This is a genomic window from Pseudomonas sp. NPDC090203, assembly GCF_044746765.1.
GTDB lineage: Bacteria > Pseudomonadota > Gammaproteobacteria > Pseudomonadales > Pseudomonadaceae > Aquipseudomonas > Aquipseudomonas putida_AD.
In genome coordinates this window covers 291,666-310,832 of sequence record NZ_JBIVCV010000004.1, presented here as the reverse complement: position 1 = coordinate 310,832, position 19,167 = coordinate 291,666, and the positions used below count along the sequence as shown (strand labels likewise).

The 19,167-nt window shown below is 59.2% G+C and carries 19 protein-coding genes; 9 read left to right on the top strand and 10 right to left on the bottom strand.

The genetic code is table 11. The features are described from left to right. Positions 1 to 164: 164 nt before the first annotated feature. The 4 genes from ACIPO9_RS09250 to ACIPO9_RS09235 all read right to left on the bottom strand — a co-directional run bounded on the left by ACIPO9_RS09250 (position 165) and on the right by ACIPO9_RS09235 (position 3,817). Complete coding sequence (locus ACIPO9_RS09250; protein WP_400780264.1) at positions 165 to 398, bottom strand: hypothetical protein; 234 nt, start codon at positions 396 to 398, stop codon at positions 165 to 167. 216 nt (positions 399 to 614) lie between these two features. After that, positions 615 to 1,889: an MFS transporter gene (locus ACIPO9_RS09245; protein ID WP_400608158.1), complete on the bottom strand. Its 1,275-nt coding sequence runs from the start codon at positions 1,887 to 1,889 to the stop codon at positions 615 to 617. 169 nt (positions 1,890 to 2,058) lie between these two features. Then, entirely contained in the window at positions 2,059 to 2,841 is a 783-nt protein-coding gene (locus ACIPO9_RS09240; protein ID WP_274130478.1) for an aldolase, read from the bottom strand. Positions 2,842 to 2,929: 88 nt separating this feature from the next. Then, positions 2,930 to 3,817, bottom strand: coding sequence for a LysR family transcriptional regulator (locus ACIPO9_RS09235; RefSeq protein WP_400780262.1), 888 nt, complete (start codon positions 3,815 to 3,817; stop codon positions 2,930 to 2,932). Between the two features lie 142 nt (positions 3,818 to 3,959). Here ACIPO9_RS09235 and ACIPO9_RS09230 point away from each other — a divergent pair, with 142 nt between their 5' ends. Next, positions 3,960 to 4,688 (top strand): type 1 glutamine amidotransferase, encoded by a 729-nt coding sequence (locus ACIPO9_RS09230; RefSeq protein ID WP_400780260.1) that lies wholly within the window; start codon positions 3,960 to 3,962, stop codon positions 4,686 to 4,688. Positions 4,689 to 4,695: 7 nt separating this feature from the next. Here ACIPO9_RS09230 and ACIPO9_RS09225 read toward each other — a convergent pair whose 3' ends face one another. Then, positions 4,696 to 5,610, bottom strand: coding sequence for a pyridoxal-phosphate dependent enzyme (locus tag ACIPO9_RS09225; RefSeq protein WP_400780259.1), 915 nt, complete (start codon positions 5,608 to 5,610; stop codon positions 4,696 to 4,698). Between the two features lie 195 nt (positions 5,611 to 5,805). Further along, complete coding sequence (locus ACIPO9_RS09220) at positions 5,806 to 6,042, bottom strand: transmembrane sensor/regulator PpyR (protein WP_274130482.1); 237 nt, start codon at positions 6,040 to 6,042, stop codon at positions 5,806 to 5,808. Between the two features lie 425 nt (positions 6,043 to 6,467). Between ACIPO9_RS09220 and ACIPO9_RS09215 the strand changes: the two genes are divergently transcribed. The 5 genes from ACIPO9_RS09215 to ACIPO9_RS09195 all read left to right on the top strand — a co-directional run bounded on the left by ACIPO9_RS09215 (position 6,468) and on the right by ACIPO9_RS09195 (position 10,460). Beyond that, positions 6,468 to 8,027 carry a DHA2 family efflux MFS transporter permease subunit gene (locus ACIPO9_RS09215; protein WP_400780256.1) on the top strand — a complete coding sequence of 520 codons (1,560 nt, stop codon included), beginning with the start codon at positions 6,468 to 6,470 and terminating at the stop codon, positions 8,025 to 8,027. 106 nt (positions 8,028 to 8,133) lie between these two features. After that, a complete protein-coding gene (locus tag ACIPO9_RS09210) occupies positions 8,134 to 8,571 on the top strand; it encodes a MarR family winged helix-turn-helix transcriptional regulator (RefSeq protein WP_274130484.1) in 438 nt (145 codons plus the stop codon). A 175-nt stretch (positions 8,572 to 8,746) separates the two neighbouring features. Further along, positions 8,747 to 9,691, top strand: coding sequence for a catalase family peroxidase (locus tag ACIPO9_RS09205; RefSeq protein WP_400780254.1), 945 nt, complete (start codon positions 8,747 to 8,749; stop codon positions 9,689 to 9,691). Then, positions 9,688 to 10,269, top strand: a complete 582-nt coding sequence (locus ACIPO9_RS09200) for a sigma-70 family RNA polymerase sigma factor (RefSeq protein ID WP_400780252.1) — start codon at positions 9,688 to 9,690, stop codon at positions 10,267 to 10,269. Before ACIPO9_RS09205 ends, ACIPO9_RS09200 begins: the two co-directional genes overlap by 4 nt. After that, entirely contained in the window at positions 10,266 to 10,460 is a 195-nt protein-coding gene (locus ACIPO9_RS09195; protein ID WP_400780250.1) for a hypothetical protein, read from the top strand. Before ACIPO9_RS09200 ends, ACIPO9_RS09195 begins: the two co-directional genes overlap by 4 nt. A 60-nt stretch (positions 10,461 to 10,520) precedes the next feature. Here the strand turns inward: ACIPO9_RS09195 and ACIPO9_RS09190 are convergent, their stop codons facing one another. The 4 genes from ACIPO9_RS09190 to ACIPO9_RS09175 all read right to left on the bottom strand — a co-directional run bounded on the left by ACIPO9_RS09190 (position 10,521) and on the right by ACIPO9_RS09175 (position 16,073). Then, complete coding sequence (locus ACIPO9_RS09190; protein ID WP_400780248.1) at positions 10,521 to 12,023, bottom strand: FAD-dependent monooxygenase; 1,503 nt, start codon at positions 12,021 to 12,023, stop codon at positions 10,521 to 10,523. 84 nt (positions 12,024 to 12,107) lie between these two features. Next, a complete protein-coding gene (locus ACIPO9_RS09185; protein ID WP_400780246.1) occupies positions 12,108 to 13,517 on the bottom strand; it encodes an efflux transporter outer membrane subunit in 1,410 nt (469 codons plus the stop codon). Position 13,518: 1 nt separating this feature from the next. Beyond that, positions 13,519 to 14,547, bottom strand: coding sequence for an HlyD family secretion protein (locus ACIPO9_RS09180; RefSeq protein WP_274130490.1), 1,029 nt, complete (start codon positions 14,545 to 14,547; stop codon positions 13,519 to 13,521). Next, on the bottom strand, positions 14,544 to 16,073 hold the full coding sequence (locus tag ACIPO9_RS09175) for an MFS transporter (RefSeq protein WP_274130491.1): 1,530 nt from the start codon (positions 16,071 to 16,073) through the stop codon (positions 14,544 to 14,546). Before ACIPO9_RS09175 ends, ACIPO9_RS09180 begins: the two co-directional genes overlap by 4 nt. A 116-nt stretch (positions 16,074 to 16,189) precedes the next feature. Here ACIPO9_RS09175 and ACIPO9_RS09170 point away from each other — a divergent pair, with 116 nt between their 5' ends. From ACIPO9_RS09170 to ACIPO9_RS09160, 3 genes are all read left to right on the top strand, one after another. Next, positions 16,190 to 16,945: an IclR family transcriptional regulator gene (locus tag ACIPO9_RS09170; protein WP_400780244.1), complete on the top strand. Its 756-nt coding sequence runs from the start codon at positions 16,190 to 16,192 to the stop codon at positions 16,943 to 16,945. Between the two features lie 245 nt (positions 16,946 to 17,190). Continuing rightward, positions 17,191 to 17,892 carry a pirin family protein gene (locus ACIPO9_RS09165; protein ID WP_400780242.1) on the top strand — a complete coding sequence of 234 codons (702 nt, stop codon included), beginning with the start codon at positions 17,191 to 17,193 and terminating at the stop codon, positions 17,890 to 17,892. Between the two features lie 126 nt (positions 17,893 to 18,018). Next, the gene (locus ACIPO9_RS09160) at positions 18,019 to 19,131 is read left to right on the top strand and encodes a Gfo/Idh/MocA family protein (protein WP_400780240.1); all 1,113 of its coding nucleotides are present in this window, start codon (positions 18,019 to 18,021) and stop codon (positions 19,129 to 19,131) included. Positions 19,132 to 19,167 lie beyond the last annotated feature (36 nt).

The following is a 19,167-nucleotide window of genomic DNA, read 5'->3' as shown; positions in this document are numbered from 1 at the left end:
TCTCAGCTCAAAGTGAGACTTCAACCTAGTCAGCGCAGATGACGCTTTTCTTACCAGTGGCGATATCAGGGACGATACGCCGAGACTTTAGACTAACGGGCCCAAACTCCACTCAAACGATTGGCTTGCTCTCTCCAGAGCGGACAGTGACTTCACGGACTGCTCTACTCAGCCAACAGCGCTTCGTCGACATCGATGGACGGCACTGAAACGGCACACCGCTGCGCTTTTAGCCAGCTGCGCATTCTCTCGGTGTCGAAGATCTGTCCCTGCTCCATCAAGCTGAGCACCAGTGCCAGGGACATGCGATAGCGGCCGCACTCCGCGCAGCGACGCTCTTCCCAACCCTCTGTGCTCTCGATGGTTTCAGCGTGGCCTGCGCAAATCAGACAACTCATGGCGCCCCCTTCTTGTTTGAGTCTGCGGGAGATGAAGTCATTGGAGGGTAACGCTCGTTCATGAGCATTCCAAGACGGGCGCCGGATCGCTGATGAGCGGCAGGATGCGAGCGCCCGAGCGAATGCTTGATACGGAAGGGATAAGCCAAGGCCAGGAAGGTCTTCCCTGACCTATGCGTTGTCGAAGCGACTGATTCAAGAATCCCTGACGTGGAATTACCGGGCCTGCTCCGCGGCGAACGGCTTGACCGTCTCTCCCTTCTTCACTTCCAGAGGCTGTGAAACGCTTTTCATCGCCCGCACGGAGATAAGCGCTATGACGCCCAACGCCATGAGATAACCGCTGATGTACAGCGGGTTGCCATTGCCGAACGCGAGCAGCGAGGTGGCCACCAGCGGGGCCAAGCCACCGCCGATTGCACCGGAGACCTGCACCCCGACCGAGATACCGGTGTAACGCACTTCGGGTTTGAACTGAGCAGCGAACAGCGCCCCCTCAGGGCCGTAGAGCAGCGAATAGACCAGACCGATCGCAATGATCATGGCAACCGTGATCCAGGCAGCGTCTTGAGTTTGCAGAAGCAGGAAAAACACCGGTGCGAAAATGATAAGTCCGACTGTTCCATAAGCGAACATTCTTCGCTGGCCCATCTTGTCGGCCAGCCACCCGCATATCGGCATGGTGAACATCGCAACTGCGGCGCCCCAGACGACGGCTGACAACACGGTCTGCTTGGGCACGAGCAATGTCTTGGTGGCGTAGGCCAGTGAGAAGGTTGCAACCGTGTAGAACCACGTCACTTCCGCAAGTCGAGCTCCCGCGACTGCCAGCAGTTCTACCCGATGATCACGAAACACTGCCTTCAGGGGTGGAATTGACTTCGGCTCATGTTTCACCGCCACGAAATCCGGGGATTCCGAGACCTTCTCGCGGATGTACCAGCCTACCAACAGCAGCGCTGCGCTCGCCAGGAAGGGAATTCTCCAGCCCCAACTGAGCATGTCCTCTTCCGGCATCTGCGCGACCGCGCCCATGGCCAGTGAAGACAGGATGAGACCTGGCGCCACCCCGGTTTGAGGAAGGCTGCCGAACAGTCCCTTCTTTCCCTCGGGAGCATGTTCGACCGCAAGGAGCACAGCACCTCCCCACTCTCCCCCTACCGCAATGCCTTGCAGCAATCGCATGACAACGAGCAGAACCGCCGCCCAGTAACCAATGCTGTCGTAGGAGGGAATCAGGCCGATCACGATGGTGGGTATGCCCATCATGAACAGCGTGATCAGCAACATGGACTTGCGCCCCAGCCGATCACCGAAATGTCCGAACACGATGCCGCCAAACGGACGTGCGAAGAACCCGACCGCGTAGGTGGCGAATGCCGCGAGGGTTCCGGTTACCGGGTCGAAATCCGGGAAGAAGATTTTGTTGAAGATCAGCGCTGCCGCCGTCCCGTACAGGAAATAGTCATACCACTCGATGGTAGTGCCCATCAGACTGGCCAGCCCGGCCGTTAGGGTCTGGGAACGCCCGGACCGCTTTGCACACTCTGCGTCTCTCATTGTTTTTGGCATTTTTCAGGCCCGCAGTTTCAGGTTTATTGTCTGACTCGTCTGCCTTGCTACCCACGCCCGGGAGCGTGGGGCACCCGTAGGTGTTCGGTCAGGTGAAGGCCGGCATGCCCGGCGCGCGGTGGGTCTGGCGGCACCAGTACTCGAAGGTGGCGCGGACGATTGAAGGCTTGAGGAGGTAGTCGTGTGCCTCTTGAGCCAGCACTGGATCGACCGGGGTAAGGTCCCCATAGGCTTTGGCACGCAGCTGCATGCGCGCTGCGCGTTCCAGATACACAGAGAGGTAGGTGGCCTCTTCGATCGAGACGCCCGCGGTCAGGTAGCCGTGGTGAGCCAGGATGATCGATTTCATCCCGCCCAAGGCTTCGGATATCAGCGTGCCTTCGTGGTCGGCGATCGGCACACCGGGCCATTCCGAGAGAAAGGCGCAATCATTGAACAATGGAGTCATGTCCATTTGCGAAATGACCAGTGGCTGACGTGCAGCGGCCAGGGCCGAGGCCCATGGCGAGTGGGTATGGATAATCGACATCACATCGGGGCGGTTTCGGTAGACCCACAGATGGAAGCGTGTGGCAGGGTTTGCCATCCCTTCGCCGGTGACAGTATTGAGGTCCTGGTCCACCTCGATGAAGTCTTCGGCGGTGGCCTCCTCGAACCCAAGGCCAAAACGGAGAGTCCAGTAGGTATCTTCCCGCTCCGAACGGGCGGTGAGCTGCCCTGCAAGCCCGGCTTCCTGACCTGTCATGGCGAGGATGCGCGCCGCATAGGCCAGCCGCTCCTTCTGTGACATGTCCCTGGTCTTGAGCAAGCGGCCCATTTCTTCAGTGGCTCGCTGATCGAAGTATTCTTTGCTGCGAAGGCTCTGGTTCATGACTCATCTCCTGTTCTCGGGCTTTCACGGCGCAAGAATAGGGTTGGCACCAGTGCCGGTGCGATGCGGCCAGGGTTATAGCTGCTTTTCAGTACAGCCCGCGCGAAGTCTGAATTGCCATGTCGAGGAAAGCTCTCGTCATCGCCCGGGGAGCCGAGTCGGTCCTCTGGATGGCGACGACCTTCCTGGCCAATCGGGGGGAGTAATCAAGTGATCGCGCCAGACCGTATTGCGTGAGCACCCGGTCTGGAATCAGCGCCGGAAGGATGCAGGCACCTACACCTGCGGCAACCAGTTCGAGCATCGCATCCACTGTCTCGACTTCTGCGGTGACGGTGTATGAAAAGCCACTGACGTCGAGCATCCTGCGCAATGCGTAACCCGTGGAGAACACGACCAGTCGCAACGGGGTTTCAACCAGGTTGACCGGCGACTGCAGAAGTGGATCACCTTGCCTGGCGACAATCGCCATCCTTTCGTTGAAGAGATGGGTGGAAGCCAACTCTGCCGAGGCCACTTCACTGTCGTAGACCAGTCCAAGCTGGGCTGTACCGTTTTCCACCAGTTTGACTACATCGGTCGAGCTTCTCGCCATGAAAGAAACGTTGACGTCTTCGTGGGCATGCACAAAGCGCGAGACGGCCTCCCCCAGAAAGTAATACGTCAGGGTGTGCACCGTCGCCAGACGAAGATTGCCCTGGGTCACTCCGTAAGCGTCCCTCAATTGCGATACCACTGAATCAACCGACATGAAGGCGGGTCCTGCTACCGAGGCAAGTTGTGTTCCTGCATCGGTCAATACGAGGCCTCGACCGGTACGCTTGAACAGCGGCTGGCCAATGTAGGCCTCCAGGCTCGCCAACTGACGGCTCAAGCTCGGCTGCGAAATATCAAGGAACTCCGAAGCCCTGGAAATGGATCCGTGCAGTGAGATGGATAGGAAATTGCGGATCTTTTTGTCCTGCTCTTCACTCACGCTACGCCTCCTTCGCGGTTCCTGGGAAAACGACGCCCTTGATCATGACACACAGTGTCATTAATATCGACAAGTGTCTTTCCTGTCCAGAGAACACACGACCTCTCTTTACCCCTCACCTTCCACTTTCGGGAAACCTGTCATGCGAGTCCATTTCATCGTCCACGAATCGTTCGAAGCACCCGGAGCGTATGAAACCTGGGTCCTGACGCGAGGCTACGAGGCGAGTCATTCGCGGGTATACGCCAATGAGGCGCTGCCAGGCGATGCGAACAACCTGGATCTGCTGGTCGTGCTCGGCGGGCCCCAGAGTCCCGCCACCACGCTGGAAGAATGTTCACACTTCGATGCAGGTGCCGAGTGCCGGTTGATTCGCCAGGCAGTGGATGCCGGAAAAGCGGTGGTAGGGGTCTGCCTTGGCGCGCAGCTCATAGGCGATGCGCTGGGTGCGAAGTTTGGCCACAGCCCAGAGAAGGAAATCGGAAAATACCCCATCAGCTTGTCTGCCGAAGGTAAAACCAACAGCAAAGTCGCTCATTTTGGGCACGTACTGGAAGTGGGTCATTGGCACAGCGACATGCCCGGCCTTACCGCTCAAGCACGCATTCTTGCAGGGAGCGAAGGTTGTCCTCGCCAGATCGTCGAGTACAGCAAGCTGGTGTACGGCTTCCAATGCCACATGGAGTTCACCCGCGAAGTCGTGGAGCTTCTGATCGCCGCCTCTGAAACGGAGCTGGCCAATCTCACCCGGCACCGCTTCGTGCAACAGCCCGCTGCGCTTCGCGCCAACGACTGGGATGAGATGAACCAGAAGCTGTTTACCTTTCTGGACAAACTGGTCGCCGAGTATCAGCTAGCCAGCCTCAGCTAACCGGCAGTCACAGCCCGGCTCGCCAGGCGCCAATCTGCGCGTAGGTCGCAGTGGCCCCGCCGCAAACCACGATCAGCACGTTCTTGTATTCTTTGAGCAAGGTTGGGGTGTAACCCAGCGCCAGCGCCGCGCCACAGGCAGGCTCAACCAGAATGCGGTGGTCCGTCAGAAAGCGATCACAGGCCTCGAGAGCCTGTGCGTCGCTGATCACGACGCTTTCGACAGTGCGGGATTTGAAATATTCATAGGCTTGCCCGCAGACGCGCTTGGCCCCGAGCGAGGTGGCAACTGACGTGATGGCGTCGATTTCCACCGGCCGACCGGCAAGGGTAGCGGCGCGGAACGACGCTGCGCCTTGGGTTTCCACCGCGATGATGGGCACCTGGCCCCAGCCGTTGCGTTCCAGGCCCTCGGCAACGCCGCACAGCAATCCGCCGCCGCCCACGGACAACACGACAGCATCCGGTTTGCAGGACGTGAGGGCCACTTCATCGATCATGCTGGCATGGCCGGCCCACAGCAGCGGATCGTCGAAGGGGTGGATAAAGGCATCACCCGCTGACAGCAGGGTGTGCGCCAGTTCATTGGCCTCCTGCCAGGAATCCCCGTGCACGATGACCTCTGCGCCTTCGAGCGCCAGAAGCTCTCTGGCCTTTTGCGATGTGGTGTTTGGCACCACCACGACAACCGACGCACCCAGCAGACGCCCGGCATACGCAACTGCCAACCCGGCATTGCCACCTGACGATGAGATGAATCGTCTTGCACCCCTGCGATAATGGGTCTCGCACGCATGCCCTACCCCGCGCAGCTTGAACGAGCCGCAGGGCTGCAAGGCGTCGAGCTTCAACAGAATGTTGCTCTTGGCCAAGGCACTCATCGGGCGGGATTCAATCAGCGGGGTCGAAATATGCAAGGGCATGGCGGCAGGGTTCCGTGTTGAATGATGGCAAGCGTAGCCTTCAGGTGAAAGGTGCGGCGCAATCGAAGCGCCAGTTCTTGAACGTACCGTCCTGTATTACGTAACGTACTTCCGTGTTGCGCTCCCATGCTTCGTATGGGCTAGCTCATGAATGCCTCAGGGTCCAACAAACCACACCGGTCACAGCCACGCCACTCAGGCATGCTGCAACCGAAGGTTATGTTGCGAAAGCAGGCGCATCACGTACCCGATCTTGAGCAGGGTTGGCCCAATAATGGTCATGGCGTGCATGCTGACCAGGACAATCAGGTTTGCATGCAGTTCGATCAGGTACGCCCCGACAATGCCGGTCAGGAGCATGATTAATCCGGTCCACAAAATACGGGTCGAAAGACGCAGCACATTCCTGGGGTCAACGAAGAAATCAAACATGGCGATTACTCCCATCCTGTTTAGGCTCGTCGTGATGACGTTGCCTGTACTCTTCGAAGAGCAGAAGTCATGCCAGAATAAATTACCATGGCACTCAACAGGTTAGTATGCTTGAGTCGTAATGACTCCATCGCAGAAAGGTCAAAATGACCGCGCTTGGTCATTTGGACCATGACTTCACTTGGCGGCGCCGCCACGCCTGCCTGAATTCCCCCTTCAGCATCATGAACTGATCACGTATCAGAACCCCGCCGCATGCCAGCCCAACCTTCGATCCGGAAAAGAATCGGCATGCTTGATATATCTGACATGTCAGATAACATCATGGTCAATTAATCACCGCAATCCCCTCATCCCGGGAGTTGCGTATTTCCAACGGCATATCTGACTAGTCAGATAAAATGACCTGTTCTTCTGGAGGCCCCATGCCCTCTGCAACTGCGCCCTCCCCGTTACCCGCGCTGACCGGAATGAAGTTTTTCTTTGGTGCGCTGGCAGTTTCCCTTGCCACGTTCATGAATGTGCTCGATTCCTCGATCGCGAACGTCGCCATCCCCACCATCTCAGGCAATCTGGGGGTGTCGGTGGATGAAGGCACCTGGGTCATCACGCTGTTCGCAGCGGCAAACGCCATTTCAATCCCGCTCACCGGCTGGTTGTCGCAGCGCCTGGGCCAGGTGCGTCTTTTTGTGGCCGCCATCTTGCTGTTCTCCTTCGCGTCATGGATGTGCGGCATCGCCCCCACTCTTCCGGTACTACTCGGCGCCAGAGTGCTTCAAGGCGTGGCTGCCGGACCTCTCGTACCCTTGTCCCAGGCACTGTTGCTGGGAACATTCGCCAAGCATAAAAGCTCCAGTGCCCTCTCGCTTTGGGCGATGACGGCCACCGTCGGCCCTATCGCCGGCCCGGCCCTCGGCGGCTGGATCACCGACAGCTACAGCTGGTCATGGATTTTCTACGTGAATATTCCGGTGGGGCTGTTTGCGGCGGGCGTCATCTGGGCGATCTACCGTGATCGGGACACCTCAGGGCGCAAACTGCCAATCGATCTGGTCGGCCTGATTTCGTTGATTGCATGGGTTGGATCGCTGCAGATCATGCTGGATAAAGGTAAAGATCTGGACTGGTTCAGCTCACCGTTAATCTGCGCACTCGGGATATTCGCCCTGGTCAGCTTCCTGTTTTTCTTGATTTGGGAGCTCACCGATGACCGGCCGATCATTGACCTACGCCTGTTTGCCAAACGGAATTTCCTGGGCGGAACCCTTGCGATATCGGTGGCCTACGCCATATTTTTTGGCAATCTGGTGCTGCTTCCCCAATGGATTCAAGGCTATTTGGGCTATCGTTCGGTGGACGCAGGCCTGGTCACCGCGCCCCTTGGGATATTCGCCGTCATACTGGCGCCGGTGATGGGCAAGATCATGCCGAAGACGGACGCAAGAATCTTGGCGACGCTTGCGTTCATAGGCTTCGCAGGGGTGTTCTTCATGCGCTCCCATTACACCACCGGCGTTGATGCCTTCACCCTGGTACTTCCGACTCTGCTGCAGGGAATCCCGACCGCGCTGTTTTTCGTACCGCTCACAGCCATCATTCTTTCGGGGCTGCCTGCGGAAAAAATCCCGGCAGCTGCAGGCTTGTCGAACTTCGTCCGTATTTTTGCCGGCGCGGTGGGTACATCACTGCTGACCACCGGCTGGAACAACCGGACCATCGAGCATCACGCGCGGCTCGCCGAGCAGATGTCTGTCTACAATCCGACGTTCACAGCGTTCATTTCTTCGGTGCAAACCCAGTTGAACGTGGGCGTCAACCAGGCGCTGGCCTTCGCCGAGACGAAGATGAATGCGCAGGCTGCCATGCTGGGCCTCAATGACATGTTCTGGTTGTCTGCGGTGGTGTTCGTGGCAATCGTTCCGCTCATCTGGATAACGCATCCTCAGAAACAGACTGCATCAGCGGCGAACGTTAGTGCACACTAGGCTTTGTACGAAAAGTGGCTGCGCTCGACCAGGCGTACAACGCCAAAGAGGAGTTTCTCTGGCCAACAGCGCACCGCCCGCTATTTGCACCACCTCTGGAGGGAACGTGAACCACTACAACAAACGAAATTTCATGCTCACCCAGAGCGTCGGGTTCACGCTGGCCAAGGCTCGTAATCTGGTGACCGCCGAGATTGACGCCGCATTGAAAGAATACGACATCTCTAGCCAGCAAATGGGGATTTTGCTATCGCTTCACCGAGCCATGGCGAAAACCCCGTTTGAACTGTCGACCCTGCTGGGCATCGACACCGGGCTGATGACAAGGACACTGGACAAGCTGGAAGACAAGGGCTTGCTGGAGCGCTCGCGCAGCGGTGACGACCGCCGCATCGTCAATCTGACGCTCACAGAAAAAGGCCAGGAGGTCGCCACTCGTATTCCCGACATCGTTCCTCCCGTACTCAATGCAAGGTTGAAGCATTTCAGCCGAGAAGAATTCGAAGAGTTTCGCCGCTTGCTGGAAAAATTCATCGAACCCTAGCGTCATGTTCGATGACCAGTACAGCCGATGCGGCACCCGGGGCCTGAAAAATTTCATTTTCGTCTGTAACAGATCTCCTCCGTCCAGCGACGTATCTGCAGCTGCTCGATCGACGCAGCTGTTTTTACAGAAATCAGCTTGAATCAATCTTCTCGGCCGACGGAGGCCAGCATTCATGAACACCCCATGCAGCACCCTTGCGGCATCGGCCTTTTCTGAGCCGCAACTGTTGATCGACTCACTGAACAACGTCTTTGGTCGCCACCCGAAGACACGTGCATCCCATGCGAAGGGTTTTTGCGCCGAAGGCATTTTCGTACCGGCTGTCGATGCGCCACGCTATGTGGGTGCGCCCCTCTTCACCCGTGCCTCGACAGCGATCGTGCGGTGGTCTGTCGGTGGCGGCAACCCCACTGTCTCGGACAAAAGCCGTTCGGTACGCGGCCTGTCTATGCGCTTGCAGGGCGCAAACGAAATCTTCGACTTACTGATGATCTCTGAGCCGGTGTTTTTCGCCGCCACGCCCGAATCATTCGTACAATTCCTCCAGGCCCGTACGCCAGATCCAGAAACCAAAAAGCCTGACCCCGAAAAAATCAGGGCATATGAGGCACAATTTCCTGATGGGAGATTGCAGCCGGCACTTCTGGCCTCACACCCGGCGCCTGCGTCCTATGCCACAACACCCTACTTCGCGACGCATGCCATGCGCTTTACCAATGATGTGGGCGAGAGCGTGTGGGGGCGTCTGCAAATGCGGCCCATGGCTGGTACTGAATATCTGGATGGCGAACAGGAAGCCAGCCTGCCCGACAAATTTCTCGAGGGCGAGCTGGAATCACGTCTTGAGAAAGGCCTGGTGGAATTCACATTACTGATTCAGCCTGCAAGACCGGGTGACTCACTGATCGATCCCTCGGCACCCTGGGCTGAAAACGCCCAGGCGGCAATTGAACTGGGGCGCCTGAAAATCTCCGCACTCTCGCCCCCGCACACGTGCGAAGGTCTGGTTTTCACACCCTCTCAACTTCCCCGAGGGATCGAAGGCCACCCCGAGGATAGCGTCTTCAAGGCGCGCGCAGCAGCCTACGGCGTATCCCTGGCCCGACGCACGCGATGATCACTCACGCCCCTATGCCACCTGACGGCTCCGGATGGCCACCGGAGCTGCTGGAACATCGCAGGTTTCTTGAGAATCTGGCGCTGTTGCAGCTTGGAAACCCTGCCGATGCCGAGGATGCCTTGCAGGAAACCTTGCTGGCCGCAATGGCATCCATTGAGAGCTTCACCGGGCGTGGGGTGATGCGGGCCTGGCTGGTGGGAATTCTGAGGCATAAGGTCACGGATATCTTCCGTCGCAGCTACCGCTTCCAGCCTCTGGAATCTGCCCTGCACGATCCAGACGAGGGGGGAATGTTCAACGAAGCCGGAAGCTGGAACCCGGCTCGATTCATCAGCACTCAATGTCCTCAAGGCGACGCCGTGCATCAACAAGCCCTGGAACTGGTCGAGTTGTGCATGCACGCCCTGCCCGGAGACAGCGCGAGGCTGTTCTTGATGCGCGAATATCTGGGCATGGACATCGATGAGATCGTCGCGCAGACGCGCCTGACACCCGGCAACCTGCGTGTCATTTTGCACCGTGCGCGGCTGCGCCTGCGTGAGTGCGTGGTAAGAGGCTGGGGAGAGCTTTTATGACCAACGATCCAGATCGCACCATCAGTTGCCGCGATGCCGCACTGCTGGTGTGTGACGAGCGCGACAGACCGCTGGCGCAGGAGGAACATGTCGCGCTGGGCAAACACCTGACGACATGCGAAGACTGCAAAGAGGCTGCCCGGCAACTGGCAACCCTGTTCGGTCAGTTGGATGAATTGCTGGCCAGGTAGTCTGAAAGGAGGCGGGCGATCTTGCTGTCAGGATCGCCCGCCCCAGGCTGCAACGCAGTCCTACGCCAGGGTGAGCCCGATGCGTGACAGGAAGCCTGACAATGCATCAGGGTCCTGATGCGCGAGCACCAGAGCGATGTGGCCATCCGGGCGAACCAGATAGACCGCGTGCTCACTGACGCCGTTGATCTTCGCGCGCTTGGTGAACGGGAGGTTCACAACCGGCAAGCCCAGACGCTCGGCCTCGCGTGCGAAGTCAGCACTGGTTTCGCCGAAATGCTGGACGTGCCAGTCCAGCGAAAACTCGTGGCCGAAGTTGTCACCGGTCCATGGCATGCGATCACCGCCGTGGAGATCCCCCGCATGCCCCTCACTGATAGCACTGTCCCGGTATTTGATCCGGGTCTGCGAGAGCGTCTGGAACAACGACTTGCGAAAGCTCTCGAGATGACTGAGCGCGGGCGCCAGGTGAGGCATCATCCAGTTGCGCAGGAACTTGCTTCGCCAGCCCTCTCCTACCATGCCCTCAAACGCCTTGTCAGTGGATTCGACCAGCTTGTGAGCGAACGCAATGCGCTCTGTTTCATAGGTATCGAGCAAGTCTTCACTGGCCCGGCCCTGGACAACGTCTGCCAGCTTCCAGGCAAGGTTTACCGCATCGCCTATGCCGGTATTCATGCCCTGACCGCCAGCCGGGCTGTGAAGATGGCCGGCGTCGCCAAGCAGAAAGGCACGATTGACGCGCAAATGCTCCGCCACGCGGTGATGCACGCGGTATGTGGAGAGCCAGTTGGCTTTACCCACTGTAATACCCAGCATGGCTTCAACCGAAGGCCGCAGATCCTCAAAGGTGAGCCCTTCATGGCCTTCCAGTTCCGGTGGAACGATACCAATCAAACGCTGCATCCCGCTGCTGCGAACCGGGGCCATGAACACCAGGTTATGCTTGGCGCTGTGCAGGTAGACGTTGGTGCTCGGCGGTCCCGTCACGGACACGTCGGCCACGTAAAACAGCTGGCTGTAGGTACCGCCCGGGAAGCCGACCTGCAGTTGTTTGCGCACCACACTGTGTGCGCCTTCACATCCACAGATATAGCGGGCTTCACAGAGCTCCTCTACGCCATCGCGACTCAGCGTGACACGCACATGATCCCAGTGCTGCTCGAAGCGCTGCAAGGAAACGCCTCGCTCCACTTCAACGCCCAGTGCTCTGAGCTGCTCGACGAGGAAGTGTTCATGATCGTCCTGCGGAAACGACAACACGAAGGGGTAAGGCGTAATGTCTTTGCCCGCATCTCCCCAATGTAGACTGGCGATGTCCTTGCCTTCTTCGCTGTAGTGGATGCTGTCGATTTTAATCCCGCGCTCGATCATCTGCTCGGCAAGGCCAAGCTGTTGATAGAACTCAAGCGTCCGTGCCTGGACCACCATCGCACGCGACGCCTGCCCCGGGCCGCTGTTGGTGTCGATGATCCGAAAGCCAACGCCCATGCGCGCCAGGCGCAACGCAAGGGACAAACCCGTGGGCCCTGCCCCGGCGATTAGAATATCGGTGCTTTTCATAGAGCCTCAAAGTGACATCGATTCAATGGATTCATTTAGCTGTTCAAGTGCCATTCCTTCAGCTGTTCCGGCGTGTGCCGGGGTTCAAGTCCTTGGCCAGCCGCCTCCCAGCGCGCGATACAAACGCACCCTGTCGATTGCGGCATCAGTGGCGCTGTCGACCAGATCGCTTTGCGTGGCCAACAGCGCGCGCTGCACGGTAAGCACGTTGATGAAATCAGTGGCGCCCTGGTTGTAGCGGTCCCGAGCGGTGTTCAGGGCCAGAGTGTTCTGGCGAACCGCTTCTTCAAGGGCCGCATGGTGCTCTTGCTCTGCGGCGTAATCACTCATCGCGTTGTCCACTTCATGCCATGCGGACAGGACGACCTTCTGATAATTCAAAGCCGCCTCCTGCTCCTGGCGCTTGCGTAGTTCCAGCGTGCCGGTCAGGCGTCCACCCTGGAAAATCGGCAGATACAGACTCGGCCCGTATGACCACTGGCGCGAATTCCACGCCCCCAGGTCCGACCCGTTCAACGCTTGAAAGCCGACACTGGCACCCAGGCTGACCCGCGGGTAGAAGTCGGCCTTGGCAACGCCAATGGCTGCCGTTGCCCGATGCAATGCGGCTTCGCTCTGCTGGATGTCCGGGCGCCGTCGGGCAAGCTCCGATGGCAATCCGACCGGGACATCGGGCGCCGGATGAGGGATATCCTTGACCGTGGACAGCTCGGTACCGAGGGCCCGGGGAGGCTCGCCCAGCAGATAGCTCAATGCGTTGATCAGTTTTTCTTCCTGAGCGCGCAGCACCGGAATGGTGGCTTCGATCGTCGCGACCTGGGCGGCGGAGTTGGCCGTGTCCAGATTCGTGGTGACCCCGTTGTCGAAGCGGTTTTGCGTCAACCGCGCGCTCTGCCTGGCGATGTCCAGGTTATGTTGGGCCACCACCAGCCTGGCCTGGATACCGCGCAGATGGATGTAGTCAGTGGCGGTTTCCGCGGCAATGCTCAACAACACGCCGTCGCGCTGGGACTGGGTCAACTGGACGTCGGCATCGGCCATTTCGACGTTGCGCCGCACATGCCCCCACAAGTCGAGTTCCCAACTGGCATCCACGGTGGCGTTCCACAGCTCATAGGGCGCCTTGCCGTTGAGGTTCGAAGGGTCCAGGAGCCCCTCGGCGCTACTGCGCTGGCGTTGATAGCTACCCCCGGTACTAACGCCCGGATATTGCTGGCTCCCCGTGACCTGACGCATCACGCGGCTTTGCTCCAGACGACTGCTCGCAGTGCGCACATCCAGGTTCGACTGCGCGGCACGTTCCACCAGAGACGTCAGTTGTGCATCGCCCAGTTGCTGCCACCACTGGCTATCAACGACCGCGCCGATGGCAGTACCGGTCCGTGCCGGCGATTCCCAGCTGTCCGGCAACGGTGTCTGCGGCCCGACAAAATCAGGCCCGACCGTACAGCCGCTCACACTGGCGATGGCCAGGATCAACAATGCGCGTTTCATTTCACAGCTCCTGCGCAGTGTCGATGCTGACCACCACCGACATGCCGACACGCAGCCTGTCCAGATCAGGCTGATTCTCATCGAAGACGATCTTCACCGGGATGCGCTGGGTCACTTTGGTGAAGTTACCGGTAGCGTTGTCCGGTGCGATTTCCGAGAACGAGACGCCACTGGCTGGCGCAACGCTTTCGACGTAGCCGGTGAAGGCATGGCCGGCAAAACTGTCGACGCGGATATCGACTCGCTGTTTCTGGCGCATGTGTTTGAGCTGAGTTTCACGAAAATTAGCGACCAGGAACGCTTCGTGCAACGGGACCACGGCCAGCAATGGACGCCCTTGTGAGACGTAGGCGCCTACTCGCACCGAACGCTGTCCGACCATACCGTCCTGCGGCGCAGTGATTTTGGTGTAGGACAGGTTGAGGTCTGCCTGCTGCAGCGCCGCCTGCTCTTTGGCCAAGGTGGCCTTGGCAACGTCGACCCGCGCCTTCAGGACATCCAGCGCCCTGAGCGCAGCAATGCGGGAAGCCTCGTCGCGATCACGCCCTGCCTGCAGGCTCGACAGATCCGACTCCGCCTTCTGCCGCTCCTGCTGGGTGCCCGCGCCCGAATTGGACAGGTTCAGATAACGCTGCGCGTTGGCTTGAGCGAACTTCAGCGAAGCTGCCGTGGAGCGAGTCGTCGCTGCGGCCTGGTCAATCACCGCAGCCTGACGCTCGATGTTGGCGCCCAGATTTTTCAGCTCCGCCTCAGCCGCTTGAACACCGGCCACCGCCGCAGCTCTGGCTGCGACGAAATCTCGGTCGTCGAGCTCTGCCAGCAACTGACCGGTCTTGACCAATTCGTTGTCTTCAACAGTGACCCTTGTCACCTGACCCGAAATACGCGGAGCCACGAAAACCGAATCCGCACGCACGTAAGCATCGTCGGTGGTCTCTACCGTCGAGTCGCTCAATAGACGATAACCGCCATAAATGGCGCACACCGCCACGGCTGCTGTGATGAGAGAAAGAGAAGTTCTATGTTTCATGGCGATACCGGTGGTTGCGGTGGGTAGGCTCGTTTAGGGAGGGTCAGCAAAATCAGCAGAAGCGCCGCCAGGACCAGCAACAGCGCCAGAAATGCATCACTGAAACTCAAGACGAACGCTTGCTCGCGCAGCCGTTCGGCCAGTTCCATGATCGCCCCTTGATCCAATGGCTGCGCCAGGGTCGGCTGGCGGGCGGTAAATGCGTTCACCAGGATGTTGGAGTGGAAATGCTCTCTCTGGGTGAGGAAGTTCTCCACTGCGGAGCCCGCGATGACGGCTGCCAGGCCGCGCAGGGCGTTGACCATGGCAGAAGCGAAGGGTCCTTCCATTGGCGCGATGACGCCGGTAGCATTCATCAGTAGCGGCACCACCACCATGGGCTGGGCGAAAGCATGAAGCGCCTGCAATGCGTAGAAATCTTCGCGGACCCAGTCACTGGTCACCAGCGACCCGCCGATGCAGGCAACCGTCAACAGGCATAGGCCTGCTGCCAGGACGTAACGCGAATCAACCCAGCGACGATTGATCACAAAGGCGACCAGAGGGGCCAGGATCAACTGAGGCACCGCAATCAGCAGGGCAATGGGCATCACCTGCTGAGGCCGGTAGTTCTGGATCTCGATCAGATACGCAGCGGGAATCGCGCTACCCGCGGTCGCGACGATAACGAACAGGCACAACGTCATGATCCCGTAGGCGAAATTTCTCCGCTCGAGCAACTGAAGCTTGAACAATGGCAACGGGTGGAACCATTCATTCAGCAGGAAAAGTGGCAGGCACACGGCCGCACCCAGCAACAGCACCACGATCAGGGGCGAGTTCAGCCAATCGAGACGCTCACCCTGAGTGAGTGCGACCACCAGCATGGAAATCCAGCCCATGCCCAGCAGTGCGCCCTTCCAGTCCGCTTGCTTGAAACGCTCCAGGCGTAGCGGATCCTGGGGCAGGCCATAGGCAATCAGGGCCGCGCCTGCAAGTCCCGCTGGAACGATTTGCCAGAACACCAGGCGCCAATCGCTGTGCTCTGTCCACAACGCCGACAGTGGCATCGCCAGATTGGGACCGAACGTGGCCGTCAACGCATAGGCTGACAGGCCGTAGAGTTTGATGTTCCAGGGCAGAAACCGCAGGGCCACAGTCATCAGCAGCGGCGGCAATGACCCACCTGCAAGCCCTTGGAGTACGCGCAACGCCAGCAGTGTCGTCAGATCGGGGGCGAACGGGATCAAGACGCCCAGCAGCGCGAACGCCGCGGTGGCGACAATGGCGAAGCGGCGTATCGAAAACGTGATCGCCAGCCACGGCGCGATCAACATTGCCGACACCTCGGCGGCAGCATAGGCCGTGCTGACCCAGGTGCCTTCGTCATGACCCAAGCCCATGACACCCAGTGTGTCGGTGAGGGTGATTTCAGTTACCCGGTCGTTGATGCCGGATGAAAGCGCAGCAATCAGAACCCCTACCAGACCAATGGCAAGGCGCCAACCAAACGGCGTGGGAACAGGTGGGGTTACGGATGGCGACACACTAGGCTCCTGGAATCGATGTCAGAACAGGCCCGGCGCAAAACTTGCGCTAGAATTTAGAAACAGATTTTTATTTCGGTACACTGTACCGCTCAACGATACGAGAGGCAAGATACATGACAGGTCCGTTATCCGGTCGCGCAGCCATACAAGTGATAACCAGAGCCGCAGCGATCCTGCGCTGCCTGGAAAGCGAACCGAACGGGTTGAGCCTGGGAGCGATCGCCAAGCGAATCGAACTGCCCCGCTCCACTGTGCAGCGACTGGTCGACGCCCTGGTGATCGAAGAGCTGCTGGAGGTGCACGGTGCTGGCGGCGTTTGCCTCGGCCCGGCGCTGATGCGCCTCGCCTCCCACAGCCATGTCGACATCACTCAACAGGCTCGCCCGTTCCTGGAAAAGCTGGCGCAAATGACAGGCGAAACGGCGGTGCTCGAAACTGCCAACGGCGACAACCTGCTGATTTTGCATTCAGTCGTGTCCGGCCAGGCCCTGCGGGTATCGCCTGTGGCCGGCAACATGTTCAGTATCTACGCCACGTCAGGTGGCAAGATCCTGCTTTCGAGAATGACGGATGAGGCGGTCATCAAGCTGGTCGGGCCGGAGCTCAAGGCGTTGACACCCAAAACACCCACGATGAGCCAGCTGCTTTCCCAGCTGAAGCTTATCCGCGAGGAGGGTTTCGCCTACGACTTTGACGAGCACACCACCGGGGTTGGGGCTGTGGCGGTAGGTTTGCAGACGCCCCAAGGCAGTTATGCGATTGACGTGGTCGGCCCTGTCTGGCGCCTGCAGACCGCACTGGACACCATCAAGGCAGCGCTGCTTGAGTGTCAGGATGGTTTGAACAAAGCGCTGCGCAGCGTTGGTTGAACGACCAGGCGCCATGCTTTACCACCCATTTGAAACGGCGAACGTGGGGTTTGCATTTCGCAAACCCCACGCTTTCCCTGCGTCACTGCGAGCGTATGCCAGGCAGCGGCTGGCCGGGCGGTTAAAAATCGAATAATCAGATCTGTTTGATTCAATTATTCGGCTTTTCCCAATCGGCCTGACCGATGTTCATTATCGAGCCTGTGAGCCTTCGCTCTCTTGAATATTCTGTCTGAGGTCAGCACATGATTGAACTGCGCACGTTTGCGGAGCTGGGCAGCGGACACGACGGAGGGCTGGATACTCGCCATCATTTCTCATTCGGTAACTACCATGACCCGAAACGCATGAACTGGGGGAGGATCAAAGCCTGGAATGACAACAGGGTCGCCCCCCAGACCAGTCTTGCCCCCCATTGCCACCCGGAGATGGAGATCATTACCTATGTGCGCCAAGGTGCGATCACCCACCAGGACAGCCTTGGCAACACAAGCCGCACGGTCGCAGGTGACGTGCATGTCAGGAGCGCCGGCACGGGTTTTACGCAGAGCGATTACAACCACGAGGACCAGGAGACCGCTTTTTTTCAAATATTCATCGTCCCGGATCTCAAGGGGTTGCCGACGCAATGGGCCGTGCGGCCGTTTCCCAGGCAGATCTGCGGTGGCACGTTGGAAATCCTGGCAAGTGGCTTCGACGGCGATTGCCAAGCGCTGCGCATTCGCGCTGATGCGCGCCTGGCTGCGGCCACCCTCGATACCGCTGGGCACGCCGAATATGCGTTGACGAAGGACCGTAAGGTGTATCTGGTTGTGGCGTCAGGGCAGATCGAGGTGAACGGCGTAGTCATGAGGGTTGGGGACGGCGCCGCTGTTCATAAAGAATTACTGCTCAAGCTGTTCGCCCATCAACGCAGTGAAGTGCTGCTGGTGGACGTGGCTTACTAGACGGATCGGCTGGCCATCGCCCATTGAAGCGCTTTTGTCCGCAATGATCGGATCGGCAGCCCGTTTTTCCCCATTCCCCCGCTCCCTAGACTTCAAGGCTTGTCCCTTGAATCCATGGAGTCTGTCATGCTTGCTATTACCTCTCCCATCCGAGTCGGCCTGGTCGGCATCGGCAACTGGGCCATGCACGGTCACGTTCGTGTGCTCTCGCTGTTGCCGCAATATCAAATCACTGCGGTGTACAGCCAGCGTCTGGACAGTGCCAAGGTCGCCGCTGATAAGCTCGGCATTGCCCATGTGGCCGAGTCTCTGGACGAGCTGGTCAACCACCCCGAAGTCGATCTGGTGGTGGTCCTGACGACCGCGCCGCAACATGAAGAAGCGGTGCGCGCGGCCATCGCCGCCGGGAAGAACGTCTACTGCGAGTGGCCGCTGACCACCAGCACCGCCGTCTCGCAGGAACTGGCTTGCCTGGCGAAGCAGGCCGGGGTGCGCACCCTCGTCGGCTTGCAGCGCCGCCACGCGCCGCACAACCGCTACCTGCAGGATCTGCTGCAACAAGGCTATGTCGGCAAGGTGCGTTCGGTGCGCATCCACGTCAGCATGAATTACTTCCAGGCCCTGCGCCCCAACGCCCTGCGCTGGACAGTACCGGTCGAGAATTTCTCCAGCGTGATTTCAATTTATGCCGGGCATTTCCTCGACATGCTGTTCACCGCCATGGGCTGGCCGGTCAACGTCAGCGCGCTGGTGGTCAACCAGTTCGACACCGTCACCATCAAGGAAACCGGTGAGCGACTGAGCGGCACCGCGCCGGATCAACTGGTCATCGCCGGGCAACTGGAAGATGGCGCCCTGCTCTCGGTTCACATCGAAGGCGGCAAACGCAACGGCTCGGGGGTGCAGATCGACATCACCGGCCACGAAGGCGATTTGCGCATCAGCAACGTCTCGGCGTTTGGCGACGTGGGCGATGACTATGTCATCGAAGGCGCACACGGCGATGACCTGCCCCTGGAAGTGCTGCCGATTCCGGCCAGCTACTCACGCCTGCCAGCCGCCGCGGACCTGCCCTCCTCGGTGCTCGAACTCGCGGAGCTGTATCACGTGTACGCCCAGGACCTCGCCGAAGGCACCCACGCCGCCGCGACCTTTGACGATGCCGTGCGCATGCACGCGCTTCTGGACGGCGTACTGGCGTCGTCGCAAACCGGCCGCCGGACGCTGCTCGCCCTCTGAACCCCTTTTCGCTGAATACCTGTTCCTTTCTGGAGA